Source organism: Micromonospora peucetia, from assembly GCF_900091625.1.
Taxonomy (GTDB): domain Bacteria; phylum Actinomycetota; class Actinomycetes; order Mycobacteriales; family Micromonosporaceae; genus Micromonospora; species Micromonospora peucetia.
Window position 1 is genome coordinate 48137 of the sequence record NZ_FMIC01000002.1, and the last position, 16415, is coordinate 64551.

Annotated in this window: 17 protein-coding genes; 5 read left to right on the forward strand and 12 right to left on the reverse strand. The window is 68.6% G+C overall.

All coding sequences use genetic code 11. From position 1 onward, the window contains the following. Positions 1 to 40: 40 nt before the first annotated feature. Genes GA0070608_RS00710 through GA0070608_RS00725 form a run of 4 tightly spaced genes read right to left on the reverse strand, consistent with a single transcriptional unit; the run spans position 41 to position 3665 of the window. Positions 41 to 1270: an ABC transporter permease gene (locus tag GA0070608_RS00710; protein ID WP_091619818.1), complete on the reverse strand. Its 1230-nt coding sequence runs from the start codon at positions 1268 to 1270 to the stop codon at positions 41 to 43. After that, positions 1267 to 1959 carry an ABC transporter ATP-binding protein gene (locus GA0070608_RS00715; protein WP_091619822.1) on the reverse strand — a complete coding sequence of 231 codons (693 nt, stop codon included), beginning with the start codon at positions 1957 to 1959 and terminating at the stop codon, positions 1267 to 1269. Before GA0070608_RS00715 ends, GA0070608_RS00710 begins: the two co-directional genes overlap by 4 nt. Continuing rightward, positions 1956 to 2996 carry a peptidoglycan-binding protein gene (locus GA0070608_RS00720; RefSeq protein WP_091619827.1) on the reverse strand — a complete coding sequence of 347 codons (1041 nt, stop codon included), beginning with the start codon at positions 2994 to 2996 and terminating at the stop codon, positions 1956 to 1958. The genes GA0070608_RS00715 and GA0070608_RS00720 overlap by 4 nt, the downstream gene beginning before the upstream one ends. Before the next feature lie 12 nt (positions 2997 to 3008). Next, the gene (locus GA0070608_RS00725; protein ID WP_091619831.1) at positions 3009 to 3665 is read right to left on the reverse strand and encodes a hypothetical protein; all 657 of its coding nucleotides are present in this window, start codon (positions 3663 to 3665) and stop codon (positions 3009 to 3011) included. 134 nt (positions 3666 to 3799) lie between these two features. Here GA0070608_RS00725 and GA0070608_RS00730 point away from each other — a divergent pair, with 134 nt between their 5' ends. Further along, the gene (locus tag GA0070608_RS00730) at positions 3800 to 4462 is read left to right on the forward strand and encodes a response regulator transcription factor (RefSeq protein ID WP_091619836.1); all 663 of its coding nucleotides are present in this window, start codon (positions 3800 to 3802) and stop codon (positions 4460 to 4462) included. Positions 4463 to 4506: 44 nt separating this feature from the next. Further along, the gene (locus GA0070608_RS00735) at positions 4507 to 5754 is read left to right on the forward strand and encodes a sensor histidine kinase (protein ID WP_176733605.1); all 1248 of its coding nucleotides are present in this window, start codon (positions 4507 to 4509) and stop codon (positions 5752 to 5754) included. Between the two features lies 1 nt (position 5755). On the opposite strand, the gene GA0070608_RS00740 is transcribed toward GA0070608_RS00735, so the two are convergent. Continuing rightward, a complete protein-coding gene (locus GA0070608_RS00740; RefSeq protein ID WP_091634014.1) occupies positions 5756 to 6904 on the reverse strand; it encodes an RNA polymerase sigma factor in 1149 nt (382 codons plus the stop codon). An 8-nt stretch (positions 6905 to 6912) separates the two neighbouring features. Next, complete coding sequence (locus tag GA0070608_RS00745) at positions 6913 to 7320, reverse strand: YciI family protein (protein ID WP_091619843.1); 408 nt, start codon at positions 7318 to 7320, stop codon at positions 6913 to 6915. Positions 7321 to 7607: 287 nt separating this feature from the next. Between GA0070608_RS00745 and GA0070608_RS00750 the strand changes: the two genes are divergently transcribed. Continuing rightward, complete coding sequence (locus GA0070608_RS00750) at positions 7608 to 7949, forward strand: ArsR/SmtB family transcription factor (protein WP_091619847.1); 342 nt, start codon at positions 7608 to 7610, stop codon at positions 7947 to 7949. Between the two features lie 272 nt (positions 7950 to 8221). Here GA0070608_RS00750 and GA0070608_RS00755 read toward each other — a convergent pair whose 3' ends face one another. Together GA0070608_RS00755 and GA0070608_RS00765 are read right to left on the reverse strand one after the other, a co-directional pair. Next, positions 8222 to 8959, reverse strand: coding sequence for an alpha/beta hydrolase (locus tag GA0070608_RS00755; protein WP_091619852.1), 738 nt, complete (start codon positions 8957 to 8959; stop codon positions 8222 to 8224). Between the two features lie 437 nt (positions 8960 to 9396). Beyond that, the gene (locus GA0070608_RS00765; RefSeq protein WP_091619856.1) at positions 9397 to 9876 is read right to left on the reverse strand and encodes an Lrp/AsnC family transcriptional regulator; all 480 of its coding nucleotides are present in this window, start codon (positions 9874 to 9876) and stop codon (positions 9397 to 9399) included. A 68-nt stretch (positions 9877 to 9944) separates the two neighbouring features. Here GA0070608_RS00765 and GA0070608_RS00770 point away from each other — a divergent pair, with 68 nt between their 5' ends. Continuing rightward, on the forward strand, positions 9945 to 10595 hold the full coding sequence (locus GA0070608_RS00770) for a LysE family transporter (protein WP_091619859.1): 651 nt from the start codon (positions 9945 to 9947) through the stop codon (positions 10593 to 10595). Between the two features lie 390 nt (positions 10596 to 10985). Then, the gene (locus tag GA0070608_RS00775) at positions 10986 to 11645 is read left to right on the forward strand and encodes an acVLRF1 family peptidyl-tRNA hydrolase (RefSeq protein WP_091619862.1); all 660 of its coding nucleotides are present in this window, start codon (positions 10986 to 10988) and stop codon (positions 11643 to 11645) included. Between the two features lie 355 nt (positions 11646 to 12000). Here GA0070608_RS00775 and GA0070608_RS00780 read toward each other — a convergent pair whose 3' ends face one another. From GA0070608_RS00780 to GA0070608_RS00795, 4 genes are all read right to left on the reverse strand, one after another. Next, a complete protein-coding gene (locus GA0070608_RS00780) occupies positions 12001 to 12549 on the reverse strand; it encodes a carboxymuconolactone decarboxylase family protein (protein ID WP_091619866.1) in 549 nt (182 codons plus the stop codon). Positions 12550 to 12601: 52 nt separating this feature from the next. Further along, positions 12602 to 13156 (reverse strand): carboxymuconolactone decarboxylase family protein, encoded by a 555-nt coding sequence (locus GA0070608_RS00785; RefSeq protein WP_091619870.1) that lies wholly within the window; start codon positions 13154 to 13156, stop codon positions 12602 to 12604. A 69-nt stretch (positions 13157 to 13225) separates the two neighbouring features. Further along, a complete protein-coding gene (locus GA0070608_RS00790; protein WP_091634017.1) occupies positions 13226 to 13774 on the reverse strand; it encodes a carboxymuconolactone decarboxylase family protein in 549 nt (182 codons plus the stop codon). 231 nt (positions 13775 to 14005) lie between these two features. Next, positions 14006 to 16351, reverse strand: coding sequence for a glycosyl hydrolase family 18 protein (locus GA0070608_RS00795; RefSeq protein ID WP_091619874.1), 2346 nt, complete (start codon positions 16349 to 16351; stop codon positions 14006 to 14008). Between the last annotated feature and the right edge of the window lie 64 nt (positions 16352 to 16415).

The window sequence follows — 16415 nt, forward strand, 5'->3', positions numbered from 1 at the left end:
ACAGCACCGCTGGCGAACGCGTTCGACGGGCAGATCGCTTCTACGCTGTGCGGAGTGCTTCGTTGGGTGTGAGTCGGGTGGCTCGCCAGGCGGGGTAGGCCCCGGCGATGATTCCGACGGTGAGAGCGAGTGCGGGTGCGGCGACGACCGCGGTGATGGGAAGAGCCGCGGCCTGCGCGTTGACTGCGGCATAGCCGATGGTGGCCAGGACGCCGATGCTGATGCCGACGGTCGCGCCTATGGCGGCGAGAGTGAGCGCCTCGAAGATGAACTGAGTGGCGATGTGTGTGCGTCGCGCTCCGAGGGCGAGCCGGAGTCCGATTTCGCCACGACGTTCGACGACGGAGACGATCATGGTGTTGGCGATGCCGACCCCACCGATCAGGAGCGCGATTGCGGCAAGGGCCGTGGCGAGGTTGGTAAGGCTGGTGTCGGCGAGTTCGCGCACGTCGGCATAGTCGGAGAGCTGGGACACTCCGACGTACTGGGGTGCGGCGGGATTGGCGGTACCGGCGAGCACGGGACGCACCTGAGCGGCGGTGCCGGGGTGGGTGTTCACGTAGATCGTGGCGATGCTGCCTGGTGTGGCGCCGGTGGCGTCGGTGAACTGCCGCCAGATGGTGTCTCTGGCCCAGTCGTCGCCGAGGAAGACGGCGTGGTCGATACCGTCTGCGAGGACGACCGGGTGCAGAACGCCGATGACGGAGTGCCACTGGTCGGCGACCCAGATGCGCTGTCCGGGGTAGGCGATGCCGAGCGCCGTGGCGGCTTGTGATCCGAGCACGACGGTCGGGAGGATGCGGCTGGCGTTGCTGAACCACTGCCCCCAGGCCAGGTCGGCGTCGATCGCTGCCGGGAGACCGGGGCCTGCGGCCTGGACGAGCAGTCCCCTGGTCTGGTTGATCGGGACGCGATCGGTGCGGTATGCACGCACCGTACTGGGTACGGCATACACCGCGGCGGCATTCGTGACGGGGGCGATGCGTTCGATCATCTCCAGCGCCGTGGCGGGCAGCGGTACGGTCTTGTCGTTGGTGTCCTTCCCGGGCTCGACGGTGAGCAGGTTCGCGCCCATGCGATCGAGCTCGTTCAGATACTGGGCCTTGTTGGAGCCGGCGACGCCGGTGATGGCGACGAGAGCGGCGATGCCGATCGCGATCCCGATGGACGACAGGACAGTACGCAGCGGTCTTGCCCAGGTTCCGGCGGTGGCATCGTCGAGGAGGTCTCGGATGCGGATCCGGATCGGACGAAGGTCAGAGATGCTCATGCGGTGGGCGCCCCGGTATCGGTGGTGACGCGGCCGTCGCGGATTCGGACCCGACGCGGCATCGGGTCGGCGATGGCGTGGTCGTGGGTGATGACGATGACCGCCGTTCCGGAGCGGGCGATCTCACTGAGCAGACGGATGATGTTCTCCCCGGTGGCCGTGTCGAGGGCACCGGTGGGTTCATCGGCGAACACGATGCTCGGCTGCTTGACGAGTGCGCGGGCGATGGCGACGCGCTGTTTCTCGCCTCCGGAGAGCTGCCCGGGCCGATACCGGGTGCGATGGGCCAGCCCGACGGCTTCGAGGGCGTCTCGGGCGTGACGGAGGCGTTCAGCGTGTCCGGCGCCGGTGTAGAGCAGTCCGGTCGCGACGTTCTTCTCTGCCGTGAGGGTGGGAATGAGGTGAAACTGTTGGAACACGAAACCGATGTGCCGTGCCCGCAGTGCCGCACGCTGCGCATCGCCGAGTCGAGCGACCGGGTAGCCCCGCAGACGCACCGTTCCGCTGGTGGGGTCTTCGAGGGTGCCCATGATCGAGAGTAGAGTCGACTTGCCCGACCCGGACGGTCCCACGACGGCGACCAACTCTCCGGCCCGCACTGCCAGGTTGGCTGCGCGAAGTGCGTGTGTCGGCGGGTCGGTGGGATACGTCTTGGACACCTCCTCGACGGTGAGGACGGGTTCGGTCATGGCGCCACCACCTCCTCTCCTTCTTTGATGTCGCCGGTGATCTGTAGTCGAGAATCGGCGACCAGCCCCACCTTCACGGGCACGAGGACACGTTTACCGTCTCGGAGCACTTCGACGCCGTACCCACCGTCGGCCAGGGCGAGCAGCGCGGTGACCGGCACGACGAGGGCTCCGTCGACGGTGTCACTGGGGATGGTGACCCGCACCGCGGAGAGGCCGATCCTTGACACCGGAGACTGGTCGGCGAATTCGACTACCGCACGGTCCGGTAGTAGTTTTCCGTCCTTGTCGGACCCGCGGTGCTTCTGGATCTGGGTGATCTGAGCGCCGATGGTCGACCCGTCGGGCAGTGCCACGGTCACCGGTTTCCCGGGCATCAACGATCCGGCCTGCGCGGTGCTGAGGTTGGCGAACGCGAGGACGGCGGTGTCGGTGTAGTCGAGGATGTCGCCGTTGGCGGATGCCCCGAGCTTCACGTGAATGGTCTCGACCCGGATCGCATCCGCCTTGGTGACGACGGCATCGCCTGGGGCGAACACACCGGTGCGTTTGACGCGGAGGGAGTCCTGCCAGCGCTTGATCGCCAGGGCGGTGGACCGGGTGAACGTGTCATCCACGGTGAGACCCGCACTGGAGCCCAGCTTGACAAGATTCCGTTCGAGTTGGCGCACGTCCTCACCCGGGCTCACGCCGGTTCTGAGCTCGCGCCAGAACGGCCGGGCACCTTTCAGGAGCACGACGGGTCGCCCGTCCGTCTCGTAGACGCGTTGGCCGACCTTGACCACCTTCCCGAGGGGTGGCAGCACCGTGAGGATGCCACCGCCGCCACCGATGAGAGTGTCCGGGTCGCCGTAGCTGAGCTGTGCGTTCAGGATCGTGTTCGACGTCAATGCCTCTCGCATGACCGTCTGGGTGTTCACCTTCGGCCCCGGTAACGCGGCGTCCTTCCGCCAGGGCTGCCATACGTAGGCGGCGGCCACAGTACCGAGCACCAGGACGGCGGTCGCAGCGGCGGCGACACGGATACGGCTTCGCACTGATCGCCTCGCCTAGGAGTTCGCGCCATCGATGATGCGTGAGTACAGTTCCTCGCTCCAGGCTGGGTCGAACGCGCCCGTGAAGTTCGGGGCAACGAACGTGCCCTTCTTTTCGCCGGCCGGTATGATCGTCTTTTTGCATGCCGTGAACATGGCGAAGAACTGTTCCTTCGTCGTTCCGGCCGGCACTGCCATCTCCGCGGACGCACCCTCCGGATCGGGGAACGCGGCGATGCCGTTCTCCCTGGCACACTTCGCGAACGCACGAGACGCCTCCGCCAGGGCCGGGTCGGTCCCGTCGTCGTTGCGTGGCGGCTCATACTGGGGCACTCTCGCCCGGCAGACCTTCTCGGCAGCCGCGAACAGTTCGGCCGCTGCTCCGTCGAACTTGACCGCGCCGGGGCTACTGTTTCCCTGAGCGGAATCAATCGAAATACCCGGTCCGACATGGCCATCCGGCCCGACCATCACGTTCTGCACCCCTTCGGTGCGCAGACAGTCCGCGTACGCTTCCGCTCCCGCCTTCGCATCACCCTTGGCCACGGGCACGTCGCCGGCGGAAGGCACCTCGGGCGTGGACGTGCAGCCGGCAAGGGTGAGAGCTGCGGCAAGCGCGGCTCCCGCGACGAACAGTCTCGTCGTGGCTGGCCGGTGGTCGTTGCTGAACATGGTCTGTCCTCCCTGACGGGTTCGCATCCCGCTGTCGCGGGATCGGTCAGGAGAAGTTCTAGACGGTCGGCGGTCAGCGAACGGTCAGCGCGTTCCTGACCGTTCCCTTACCTTCCGGACCGGACAATGGGGCGATGAGAGTGCTGATCGTGGAAGACGAGATCGACCTCGCCACGAGCCTGGCCGAAGGGCTACGCGCCGACGGATACACGGTCGACGTCGCTCACGACGGTGCGACCGCGCTCAGCCGGATTCAGCTCGGCGATCCGGATGTGATGGTGCTGGACCGCAACCTGCCCATCCTCGACGGTGACACCGTCTGCCGAACCCTGTCGGCCATGCGCCACCCGGTACGCATTCTCATGCTGACCGCCGCTGCCGGACTTGACGACCGCGTCGAAGGCCTGGACCTCGGGGCGGACGACTACCTCACGAAACCCTTCGCCTACCGTGAGCTGACCGCCCGTATCAACGCCCTCACCCGCCGACTCGACCCCGGTGACACCTCCCGCAGCGTTGCGGACCTCGTCCTGGACACCGCCGGGCAGAAGGTGACCCGACGTGGAATGCCGGTGCGCCTCAGCACCAAGGAGTACGCGGTGCTCGAAGCCCTGGTTGTCGCCAACGGAGGCCTCGTGACCTATCGGCAGCTCATCGACCATGCCTGGGACGAGGACTACGACACCGAACGCGCCGCCGTGAAGATGGCCGTCTACGCCCTCCGCCGTAAGCTCGGCACACCGGACCTGATTGTCGCTGAGCACGGACGCGGCTATCGAATCGAGGCCCCATCATGAGTCGACGTACGCCCCGCCTGCACAGCTTCCGCACCCGACTCACCGTGACCTTCACCGCAGCGTTTCTCACCGCCGGAATCGTCCTTCTCGCCGTCGTCTATCTCGCTGTGGCTCACCTGTTCGACACCGCTCAGCACGGCGGGATCAATGAGGTCATCAGCACCGACGGCACGGTGGTCGCATGGCAGAGCAGCGAACCGCTACTCGAACCGGGTTCCGTCACATACCCCAACGGGCTGCCGGCGGGAGGGATCCAAGGAGTCATCGATCGGACCCAGATCACGCTCCGCGACGACATACTCGCCGGCCTCGTGTGGTGGTGTCTGGGAATCCTCGCCGTCTTCGCCGTCTTCGCGGCTTTCGCCGCATCCAGGCTCTCCCGAGCCGCGCTTACCCGGATCGCCAACATCACCTCATCCGCTCGCTCCATCACCCAGCACCAACTCGACGCACGGCTGAACCTGCCCGGCCCGACAGACGAGATCAAAGAACTCGGCGACACGATCGACCAGATGCTTGACCGGCTCGAAGATTCGTTCGCCCGGCAACGTGAGTTCATCGCCAACGCATCCCACGAACTGCGTACCCCGGTCGCGACAGCCCGCACGGCCCTCGAAATCCCCCTCGAACAGGGACGAGTCCCAACCCAACTCGAACCAGCCGTCACCCGTGCGCTCACCGCGACCAAACGCAGCGAGACCATCCTCAATGCCCTCCTGGATCTCGCCCGTGCCGAAACCTCCCAGCTGGGGAAGCCAGAGCCGATCGACCTGGCTGCGGCAATCCGCGAAACCCTGACCGACCTCGACGGGCTGATCGCCAGCCGCGGTCTGGACATAACCGTCGAGACAACGGACCGGCAGCTCACCGCGGACAAGACTCTGATCGAACAGTTCCTTCGCAACGCCATCATCAACGCCGTACGACACAACATCGACAACGGCGAAGTCGACATCCAGACCCAGGCCCGCGTCGACGGAATCGACATCGCCATCTCGAACACCGGGGAATCCATCGACCCCGACACGATCGACGATCTCACCGCACCCTTCAACCACGGCAGAACCACTCGCCTCGCCCAAGAGCAGAACCCGGGCTACGGGCTGGGCCTGGCCATCATGAAGCGCATCATCGAACGCCACAACGGCACACTGACCATCACCCCCCGGGAGAACGGCGGCCTCGTCGTTCACGCCCACGTGCCGGACCACGCCTTGGCCAAGGCGTTGCCGGTGAGATCGGCATGCCAGGAAGTAGGACAGACGGGGGCGAGTCGCGTGCTCCACCGCTGAGTCAGCGACACCGTCGGGCGCCGTTGAGGCGGGCGGCCTGGCGCGTCAGGTGGTCGCGCTCGGCGAGGTTGGGTGCCTTCTGGGCCGCCTCGGCGTACAGCCGTGCCGCCGTCGCCAGGTCGCCGTCGCGCTCGTGCAGGTACGCCGCCACCGCCGCGTGGCGGGGCAGTGAGTCGTCCAGCGCCGCGAGCGCCGCCAGGCCGGCGCGCGGTCCGACGGCCTCGCCCACGGCCACCGCGCGGTTGAGCCGGACGACCGGGCTGTCGGTCAGGCGCGCGAGTTCGTCGTACCACTCGACGATCTGTACCCAGTCGGTCTCCTCGGCGGTGGGCGCGTCGGCGTGCAGTGCCGCGATGGCGGCCTGGGCCTGGAACTCGCCCAGCCGGTCGCGGGCGAGGGCCGCCTGGAGGATCTCGACGCCCTCGGCGATCGACGTGGTGTCCCACCGGCTGCGGTCCTGCTCGGCGAGCGGCACCAGGCTGCCGTCGGGCGCGGTCCGGGTGGCGCGCCGGGCGTGGTGCAGCAGCATGAGGGCGAGCAGCCCCGCCACCTCGGGGTGGTCGATCGCGGTCGCGAGCTGCCGGGTGAGCCGGATTGCCTCGGCGGCGAGATCGAGGTCGCCGGAGTAGCCCTCGTTGAAGACCAGGTACAGGACGCGCAGCACGGTGGCGATGTCGCCGGGCTGGTCGAACCGCACGCCGGAGACGGTGCGCTTGGCCCGGCTGATGCGCTGCGCCATGGTCGCCTCGGGCACCAGGTAGGCCTGGGCGATCTGGCGGGTGGTCAGCCCGCCGACGGCGCGCAGCGTGAGCGCGACCGCGGACGACGGCGTCAGCGACCGGTGGGCGCACAGGAAGTAGAGCTGGAGCGTGTCGTCCACCCCGGCTGCGGGCCCGGGCGCCGGCTCCTCGTCGACGAGGTCCTCACGCCGACGGCGGGCGGCGTCCGCCCGGGTCGCGTCGAGGAACCGGCGCCAGGCCATGGTTACCAGCCAGCCCTTCGGGTCCCGCGGCGGGTCGGCCGGCCAGACGCGGACCGCCTCGACCAGCGCGTCCTGCACGGCGTCCTCGGCCGCCGCGAAGTCAGCTCCGCGGCGGACGAGGATCCCGAGCACGCTCGGCGTGAGGCTCCGGAGCAGGGCCTCGCTCAGCTGAGAGGTCACTCCGTGATGGTGGGCGGCGCGTTCAGGAACGGGCGCACCTCGAGCCACTCGTGGATCGGCTTCCCGCCCGCCCCGGGGGCGGCCGACAGCTCCCCGGCCAGCTCGATGGCACGCTCGTAGCTGTCGACGTCGATCACCATCCAGCCGGCGATGAGGTCCTTGGTCTCGGCGAATGGGCCGTCGGTGACCGGTGGGCGCCCCTGCCCGTCGTACCGGACGAAGGTCCCCTCGGGGGCGAGCGCCTGACCGTCGACGTACTCGCCGGTCCCCTCGATCCGGGCCGCGAAGTCGTTCATGTACTGGATGTGCGCCGAGATCTCCTCCGGCGTCCACTGGTCCATGGGCACGTCGTTGACCGGAGCCGGAGCGCCGCGGTAGTGCTTGAGCAGCAGGTACTTGGCCATCGTGTTTCTCCTCGGTGCTGGTGCGACCCATTTTGGTCGCGTACACCCCGGGGACGGAGCCGGTCACGGGTTCTCGACATCGCCGTCCGAAATTCTCTGGCTCTCGTAGATGAGCCTGGGTGAGCCGTCGCGGGTCAGCAGACCCGCCCCAGAGCACCTCACCGCCCGGCCACCAGCATCCCTCGCATCCGGCCTCGCGGTCGCCATCGGGGTATTGGTCCCGATTCCACCCGCCTGTCGATGGTGTTGGTGGAACGATCGAAGACGTGGGAGCTGCCAAAACTGCGATGCCTGCCATCTCGCCGCTTGCTGGCGAGCCGATCAAGCGCGCCGATGCCGAACGGCTCGCGGGAGTCCTGAAGGCCTTCGCCGACCCGGCCCGGCTGCGACTGCTCAGTCTGATCCAGTCCGCTCCGGAGGGCGAGGCGTCCGTGAGTGACCTCACCGCGCCGCTCGGGCTCTCCCAGCCGACCGTGAGTCATCACCTTCGGATCCTCACCGAGGCCGGCCTGCTCGAGCGCGAGAAGCGCGGTGTCTGGGCGTACTACCGCCTGGTGCCGTCCGCGATCGCGGCGATCGCCGAACTGTTGACGCCACCCCGCAAACGGGCGACGAAGAGAGCCCGCTGAGCGGCACTGCCGAAGGTGTCCGCCGACGCGCGTCGGCGCGTCGGCGGGCTCACCCACCGGTCACCCGCAGCATCACGGCCTTTCTCAAGCCGGTCACCAAGAGCAGAACTCCGCCCCGACCGGTCGGTACCGCCGATGGCTGGTACCGCCGCGGTCGGGGCGGTTGTGCATCTGCTGGCCACCGCTCATCGAGGAAAACCAGGGCCTGTCCTCGATGAGCGGCATCCTGGCCGACAGCTCCTATCGTCTGCTGCCGGCCTGACGACCTGGCTTCACTTCAGGTGCCGGGCGAAGAACCGGTTCCCGTCGTCCCCCTCGAACTGCGGGACGCCGGTGTGCCCGCCCATGTTGGCGTGCAGCGTCTTCTCCTTGGAGCCGAAGGCGTCGAACAGGTCCAGGGCCATCTGCCGGTCGTTTCCCTTGTCGTCCCACTGCAGCAGGACCTGCAGCGGAATGGTGACCTGCCGGGCCTCCTCGAACATGGCGCGGGGCACGAAACTCCCGGCGAACAGAAGGGCGGCCGAGATGCGCGGCTCGACCACCGCCAGCCGAAGGCCGATGGCGATCACCCCTCCGGCGTACCCGACCGGGCCGCCGATCTCGGGCAGCGAAAGGAGGGCGTCCAGGGTGGCCCGCCATTCCGGGACCGCCTTTTCGACCAGCGGGAGGACGAGTCGGTCGACGATCTCGTCGCCGACCGGCTCACCGGCCTCCAGCGCCCGGAGCAGGTCGGCGCGGGCCTCCTCGGCGGCGGCGAAACGGGGCCGGTCACCGCCCCCGGGGAGCTCGATGGTGGCCGCGGCGAAGCCCTCCGCCGCGGAGTGCCGGGCCCGGGCCACCAGTCGGGGGTACATCTTGTGCAGTCCGCCGGGGTGGCCGACCAGGATCAGCGGCGCCGGTGCGGATGCTGATGCGGATGCGGGCGTCCACAGGATGCCGGGGACCTCGCCGAGGGTGAATTCGCGTTCGAGGACGCCGTCGTCGAGGCGCTGTTCAGAAGTGAATTGCATGGTCGTGCCTTTCGGGAGTGCTCTTGAACGGCGCTCCCGGACGACCTATCGCCCGACCGTGGCCCCAGAGGGGAGCACCCATGTCGATACGTTCACGGGTACCACCTCCTCGGTCTCTCGCACGGCCTCCAGGAAAGTAGCAGTGGTCGCCGCGGTCCGCAAACGGGTTTTTGCGGAGGCTCCGTGGCCGGATGCCACGACAGATCGCCGGATATGTCGTAGGGCTCCCCGAGGTCGTATGGTCTCCCGACCATGGCTAGCGACGAGAACCGCGGGTCACTGGCCCCGCGGGGCCAGGTTCGTTCAACGCGCCTACCTGAGGGTGGCTTTCGCGGAGGATGACGTTTGGCCGGACTTCGATCCGGCACACGTAACGCGGCTGGTTGGGCTCAACCCCACTCGGCGGCCGATCGGGGGCATGGGAGCGGGGCGTTCGCCTAGCGTTGTTGTGGGCGGGGCGCGACGGGCGGGCCGAATGTGGCAGTTTCAGCGAGTGCTGCGGTTCGCAGAACGAGCCGTGTCTGGGTTGCCTCGACGCCGGTCTCACGCTTGAGGACGCGGATCAGCTCATCGATGCGGGCGGCGTTGGGCACCCGTACCCGAAGCTGATAGTCCCAGGCGCCGGTGACATGGACCGCTTCGGTGATCCAGGGCAGGCGGGCCAGGGCTGCTTCGAACGTCTCAGGGTCGGTGTCCGGGCGTAGCCGGGCGTCGACGATCAGGTCGAGTCGCGTGTCGGAGGTAGCGGTCTCGTCGGTCAGGGTGACGAAGCCTCGGATGACTCCGGTGGCGATCAGCCGGCGGACGCGGTCCGCGGTGGCGTTGGCCGACAGGCCGACCCGGGCACCGAGGCTGCGGTAGCTCATCCGCGCATCCGTACGTAGTGCGTCGAGAATGTCGCGGTCCACGGCGTCCATGGCTGCGATTATCGCAGCATCGTCCGGTCGCTGACCGCGCATAGCACTGACCCTCCCACAGTTACACCATGATTCTGGATATTTCGTTGGCGTCGGACGTCTCCGGCGCGCTCGCTGCGTTCAGCGTTGGTGCGGTTGCTGGGCTCGGTGTGGCGGTCCCGCTGGGAGCCGTGGGCGTGTTGCTGCTGCACGAAGGCATGGCGCGGGGGTGGCGTCCGGCGCTGGCGGGTGCCACCGGTGTGGCCGTCGTCGACCTTGTCTACGCGGCGGTCGCGGTGATCGCTGGTGGAGCTGTGACCGCCGTCTTGTCGGAACATCAGGGCGCTGTACGGGTGGGGGGCGCTGTCGTGCTCGGCGTGTTGGCGTTGCGTGGGCTTGTGCGGGCTGTGCGCTCACGCTCGGCTGCGCACGTGCCCACCCCGGGCGGCGCCCCCGGCGGCGCCTTCTACAAGTTCGTGGCGCTGACCGCCCTGAACCCGCTGACTGCCGTCTATTTCACCGTCCTGGCCGCTGGACTCGGCGATCGGTTGCGTGGCTTGTGGACCGCGGCGGCGTTCGCGCTCGGTGTCTTCGCCGGCTCCTGGGCCTGGCAGGCGATCTTGGCCGTCATCGGGTCCATAGCCGGCGCCCGTTTGCCTGCCGGCGCCCGCGCCGTAACCTCCATAGCCGGCTACGGCGTCGTGCTCGTCCTGGCGATCACTCTTGCGGTCAGCGCCTGACCACGTCGCCTTGTCCGGATCTTGGTGCCTGCGAGGCGTCAGCCGGCGCGCAGCGCCGCCAAAGACGCCAACGACTGAACGTCACCAGCTGTCATCGCCGCCCGGTACACGGACTCCATCGCAGTGTGGTCCTCCCGGATACCCGGCCAGTTGACCAGCTTCACGGCGGCCCGGTGGTCTCCGGCTTCTGCCGCCTTGTGGCTGGTCGCAGTATCCACGGTTCTGCATCGCAGGTAGATCTGGGCTACCCCAGATGCGTCCAGCGACTCGGGTCCTAGACGCACGCGTCTCGGCTAGAACCGGGCATCAGCTGGGCTGTTCGATGGCGTGGCCCGCTTCATGTGAGCATGGTGGGTGCAGGCCGGCCGTTCCCGATAGGTGGTTGTTGACGTGGTGAAGGCGCGACCCGCCGCGGGTGGCGGGCGGTGGGTGGAGATCTCACCGGAGCGGATTCGTGGTTGGCTCGACGGCTTCTACAGCCGTCACGACGGCGCCACCGAGCAGGGCCTCGTGTTGACCGGCTTAAGCAACGGTGATACCGCCACGCTGTATCCGCCGCCAGGGCTCGCCGACGCGAGGGATGTCGACACGCTGCTGGCCCGCGTCATCCGACCGCCCCGGATCGCCGTGCTGCTGGCCCGTAAGGGCGCGGTTGCCGTCGGTGTCGCGGACGGTGCGACCATCACCGTTTCCAAGGTCGAACGCTTCTACGTGCAGGGTCGCACCGCGGCCGGCGGTTCCTCACAGCAGCGCTACGCACGTCGCCGCGCCAACCAGGCCAACGCTGCTACGCAGCGGGCGGCGGACATCGCCGCGCGGATCATGCTGCCCCATGCGCCCGGTGTTGTCGCCGACCCTCACGATGCAGTCAGTGCCCTGGTCTGTGGCGGCGACCGGTCGATGATCGACGCGGTGCTGACAGACCGGCGTCTGTCGCCACTGGCGCCACTGCGTCATCCGCACCTGCTCGAATCCGCCGAGCCCCGGCTGGCCGTCCTGGAGGATGCGGCGGTTACGGCCAGACGGATCCGCGTCCATCTGATGCCGTGACCACGATCAGGTCCAGCAGGTCGACGACGACGCGACCAGGATGATGTGCGACAGCCCAACAGTGCCGGACCTGTACGTGATGTCCCGTATCCCGCCCGCTCTGCGGCTGGAGAGGATGTCCGGGGGTGCGGGAGTCGCAGTGAACTTCGCCGCGGCGATGAAGGCGTCCCGCCCAGTACGGGGGCATGCGGAACTTCGCCGAAAGCAGGGTTTCCAGGCCGTTGCGGTAAGCGGCGGTAAGCAGCACGGTTCCGGGCGGAAGGGTCACGTGAGCGATGGCTTCCACCTGAGCCGCACTGGCGACCTGCGGCCCGGACTGCACCGGGAGTAGCGGCGCACGGTTTGAAGATCAAATTCAGACCGTGTTGCGGTAGCCGACGCTGATAACCCGCCGGGCCGTCTCGTCGTAATATTCCGGATCACTCGGGGCGAACGTGCCGAGGCCGTCGACGTACCGGTTGACCATGCAGAAGGCCGCCGCGATCAGCACCGTGTCGTGGATCTCCTCGTCGGTGGCACCCTCAGCCCGGGCCGCCCCGACCAGTTCGGGGGTGACGCTGCGTCCGCTGTGCTGCACAGCCCCGGCGATGTGCAGCAGGGCACGCAGCTTGGCGCTGACCGGAGCGTTGTCCAGGTCGGCGCGTACCTGCTCGACCAGGGTCATGCCCTCGTCTAGCAGGGCGGCGGCGAACGCCGAGTGCGCCGAGCAGCAGTAGGTGCACTCGTTGCGGCCGGAGACGTACGCGGCGATCAGCTCGCGGTCGGCCGTCGGCAGGCTGAGTGGCCCGCGCAGTAGGGTCTCGGCCAGTTCCAGCATCGGCTTGCCGGTCACCGGCCGGTACTTCAACGGGCCCCGGACCCCGGGAAACTCTTTCTCGTCCACACCCAGGTCGATGTGTGCCATGACGTCACGCCCCCATTCGGCTAGCGGATGGAACTTCGGTGACCGGTACGGGTCAGCGATCCAGCACCGGCAGGTAGCCCTGGGTGGCGACCCGCGCGGCCGGTCCCAGATACCACTCCTGGTCGTCGGGGACGAGCGTGCCGAGGCCGTCGACGTACCGGTTGAACATGCAGTACGCCGCCGCGATCAGGACCGTGTCGTGGATCTCCAGGTCGGTGGCGCCCTCGGCACGGGCGGTTGCGACCAGTTCGGGGGTGACCTCGCGTCCACTGACCTGGACGGCGGCGGCGATGTGCAGCAGGGCGCGCAGTTTCGCGGAGATCGGAGCGTTGTCCAGGTCGGCGTGAACCTGGTCGACCAGGGGCATGCCCTCGTCGAGCTGTACGGCGGCGAACGCCGAGTGCGCACCCTGGCAGAACCGGCACTCGTTGCGGCCGGAGACGTACGCGGCGATCAGTTCCCGTTCGCCGGGGGTGAGCGGGTGCGGTCCACGTAGCAGCGCCTCGTTCAGCGCCAGCAGAGGGCGGCCGGTCTCCGGCCGGTAACGGATCAGGCCGTGGATGCCCAGGTAGACTTGCTCGTCCTGGCCGAGGTCGATATGTGCCATGACCTGACGCTCCGGGTTCTCCGCGTGGGGCGGGCAGGGTTCGGTCCAGTGGCGCCGTCCGGATCGTCGTCAGACGACCTGCCGGTAGCCGGTGTTGACGATGCGCTCGGACGCCTGCGCGTACCACCCGGGGTCGGCCGCCGGTTGGGTGCCGAGGCCGTCGACGTACCGGTTGAACATGCAGAAGGCCGCCGCGATGAGCACCGTGTCGTGGATCTCCAGGTCGGTGGCGCCCTCGGCACGGGCGGTTGCGACCAGTTCGGGGGTGACCTCGCGTCCACTGACCTGGACGGCGGCGGCGATGTGCAGCAGGGCGCGCAGTTTCGCGGAGATCGGAGCGTTGTCCAGGTCGGCGCGCACCTGGTCGACCAGGGGCATGCCCTCGTCGAGCTGCGCCGCCGCGTACGCCGAGTGCGCCGAGCAGCAGTAGGTGCACTCGTTGCGGCCGGAGACGTACGCGGCGATCAGTTCCCGTTCCCCGGCGGTGAGCGGGTGCGGTCCGCGCAGCAGCACCTCGACCAGCTCGAGCAGCGGTCGGCCGGTCTCCGGCCGGAAGCGCAACGGCCCGCGGATGCCTGGGAACCCGGTCTCGTCCACCCCTAGATCGATGTGTGCGATGGGGTCACTCTCCTGAAATCGAAGCCGGCCCTGATCGTGACTGAGCATCGAACCTAGTGAATTCACTGCGGCATTTCAAGGGTCTGCCGTTCGCTGTCCGGTGGCGTCCGACGGGGTGCCACCGACCGAATCACCGCGCTGATCGCCCTGGCCTGGTCCAGCGGCGTCGACCTCGACGACTGACCGCGAGGCCGGGGGCGGCGCGGTAGCCCCGCCGCCCCCGGGTCGGTGTCAGCGCGGTGACGGCAGGCCGGTGTCCACCGCGGACATCAGCGTGCCGGCGGTGGTGTCGCCGGACATCTCCCAGATCATGCCGCCGAGCAGGTTCTGCTGCTTGGCCCAGGTGGTCTTCTGGCCGATCGCCCACGGGTCGTCGAAGGTCCACCACTGCCCGCCGTTGCCGGTGAAGCAGTACGACGAGACCGACTGGGTGTCGTGCTGGACGGTGCAGCCGGGCACCATCGCGAGCAGGTTGGCGTACCCGCGGGTGCCCGCCTCCTCGGCGAACTGGCCGGGTGCCGCCCCGGTGGCGGTCTGCCACTCCCCGTTGGCCGAACCGCCGCCCGGCAGGGTCCCGGCGGCGACCCCCTGCCAGCCTCGGCCGTAGAAGGCGAAGCCGACGGTGAGCTGGCGCGGGTTGACCCCGGCGTCGGTGTACGTCCGCACGGCGCGTTCGACGCTGAACTCGAACGGGTACGGGTCCTGCGCGTCGCGGTACAGGTTGCCCTGGTGTCCGGTGCGGTTCGGTTCCCACGAGTTGTCGCTGCCGGCGCCGTGGAAGTCGTACCCCTGCACGTTGGCGAAGTCGAGGTAGTCGAAGACGCTCGGCGTGCCGTCGGTGCGGCTGATGTCCCACCCCGCGTCGATCTTCGCCGGATCGGCAGGGGTGAACGCGGTCAGCAGGTACCGCTTGCCGGTGGTCGCGCCGAGTTCGTCCATCTGCCGGCGGAACTCGGCGAGCAGCGCCGTGTTGTTGGCCTTGTCCTGCGGCCCCCAGTGGTTGCCGGGGTGCCCTTCGGCGCCGGGCCACTCCCAGTCGAGGTCGATGCCGTCGAAGATGCCGGCCGCGGTGCCCGGCCCGCCGGCGTTGCCGGCTACCGGCAGGTTGCCGCGCAGGTAGATGTCCAGGCACGAGCGGACCAGCTTCTCCCGGCTCGCGGGGGTCGCCGCGGCGTCGGAGAAGTACTTGGAGTACGTCCATCCGCCGAGCGAGATCAGGATCTTCAGGTGCGGATGCTTGGCCTTGAGCTTCTTGAGCTGGTTGAAGTTGCCGCGCAGCTTCTCCCAGCCGGTGTCGGCCACGCCGTCCACCGACTGCGCCGCGCTGAACGGTCGGCCGTAGTCGGCGTCGGCGTCACCCGCGCCGGTGCCCTGGTCCGGGTCTTGCGGGTTCGGGGTGGTGCCCCGGGTGACGCCTTGCAGGCAGGTCAGGTTCACCGGGTCGAGGTTGGCAAAGGCGTAGTTGATGTGGGTCAGCTTCGCTGCGGCGCCGGACGTGTCCAGGTTCTTCACGAAGTACTGCCGGCCGTAGATTCCCCATTGGACGAAGTAGCCGACCTTGGCGTACCGGCCGGCGCCCATCACGTCGTCGGTGGTGACGGTGACCGACGCGCTGGCGGGCGAGACGTTGTCGTAGGTGTCACGGGCGCGGACGGTGAACGTGTACGCGGTCAGTGGGGTGAGTCCGCCGACGGTGATGCTGGTGCCCGTGCCGTTGACCGTGGCGGCGAGCTGGGTGCCGCGATAGACGTCGTACCCGGCGATGCCGCTGGCGTCGTTGACGGCGTTCCACGCGAGCGTGACGCTGGCGGCGGTCACGGCGGTGCTGCGCAGGCCACCGGGTGCCGGCGGGGCGACGGTGTCGTCGGCCGGGTTGAGCGTGGTGGCCGACACGGCGGCGCTCGCCGGCGAGACGTTGCCACGGGTGTCCTTGGCCACGACGGCGAAGGTGTACGAGGTGTTCGGCGTCAGCCCGCCGACGGTCGCCGCAGTGCCGGTGACCGACGCGACGACGGTCCCGCCGCGCAGCACGTCGTACCCCGCGATCGGGAAGTCGGTGGCGGTGGCGGCGGCCCAGGTCAGCGACAGGGTCTTGGTGGTCCGCCCGCTGACCGTGAGGCCGGTCGGCGTGCCCGGTGCCCGATCGGGGCTGCCGTCGCACTTGTTCCCGTTGACCCGACAGTTCGTCGGCGCGGCGGCCGTCCCGGTCGCGATGAACCAGAAGCTGTACGGCTCGGTGCTGCCACCGGCCGCGACGGTGCCGTTGTAGTGCGCGTTGACGACCGTGACGCGGTTGCCGACCCGGGTGACGGTGCCGTGGTAGGCGTTGCCCATGGTCACCCCGGCCGGTAGGTCGAACTCGAGGGTCCACCCGGAGATCGCGGTCGTCGTCGGGTTGCTGATGACGTACTTGTCCATCCGCCACGAGCCGTTGTCAGATGAGGAGAAGGTGGCGGTGAGACCGGCGGCGGCATGGGCTGCGGTCGACGGCGCGACGATGGCGCCGACCACGGCCAGCAGGACCGTGACGGCCAGCGGCAGGCGGGTGGATCTTCGCAGACCGGTACGACCACCCATGGCGTCCTCCTTTTAGGAAAGTTTCCTAAAAAATAAATCGGCAGCGATCGATAAGTCAAGGTCC